Origin of the sequence: Hyphomonas sp. UBA3601, assembly GCF_002375605.1 — a bacterium.
Lineage (GTDB): Bacteria > Pseudomonadota > Alphaproteobacteria > Caulobacterales > Hyphomonadaceae > Hyphomonas.
Window position 1 is genome coordinate 4,341 of record NZ_DFME01000059.1, and the last position, 336, is coordinate 4,676.

1 protein-coding gene is annotated in these 336 nt (G+C 59.8%); it reads right to left on the reverse strand.

What is annotated here, in order from left to right; genetic code table 11:
* Positions 1-336, reverse strand: a 336-nt coding sequence (locus B4F73_RS06535) for an AAA family ATPase (RefSeq protein WP_290482793.1), incomplete at both ends; no start/stop codon positions are given.

A 336-nucleotide genomic window follows, 5' to 3' on the forward strand; every position in this document is an offset into this window, starting at 1 on the left:
GATCGTCCGCGCCAGCGGCCGGGCGCCCATGTCGGCGTCGAAGCCGCGCTTGGCGAGCCAGTCGCGTGCAGGCTTGGTGATCTCGATGGAGACGTTGCGATCTTCCAGCTGGACTTCGAGCTGAAGAATGAACTTCTCGACCACACGATCAATGATCTCTGGCGTCAGGCCGCCGAAAGTGATCGTCGCATCAAGACGGTTACGGAATTCCGGCGTGAACAGACGCTTGAGTGCCTCTTCCTGCTCGTCGTCCTTCTTGCCACGGCCAAAGCCGATGGAGTTCTTCGAGGCATCGGACGCCCCGGCATTCGTTGTCATGATCAGGATGACATTCCG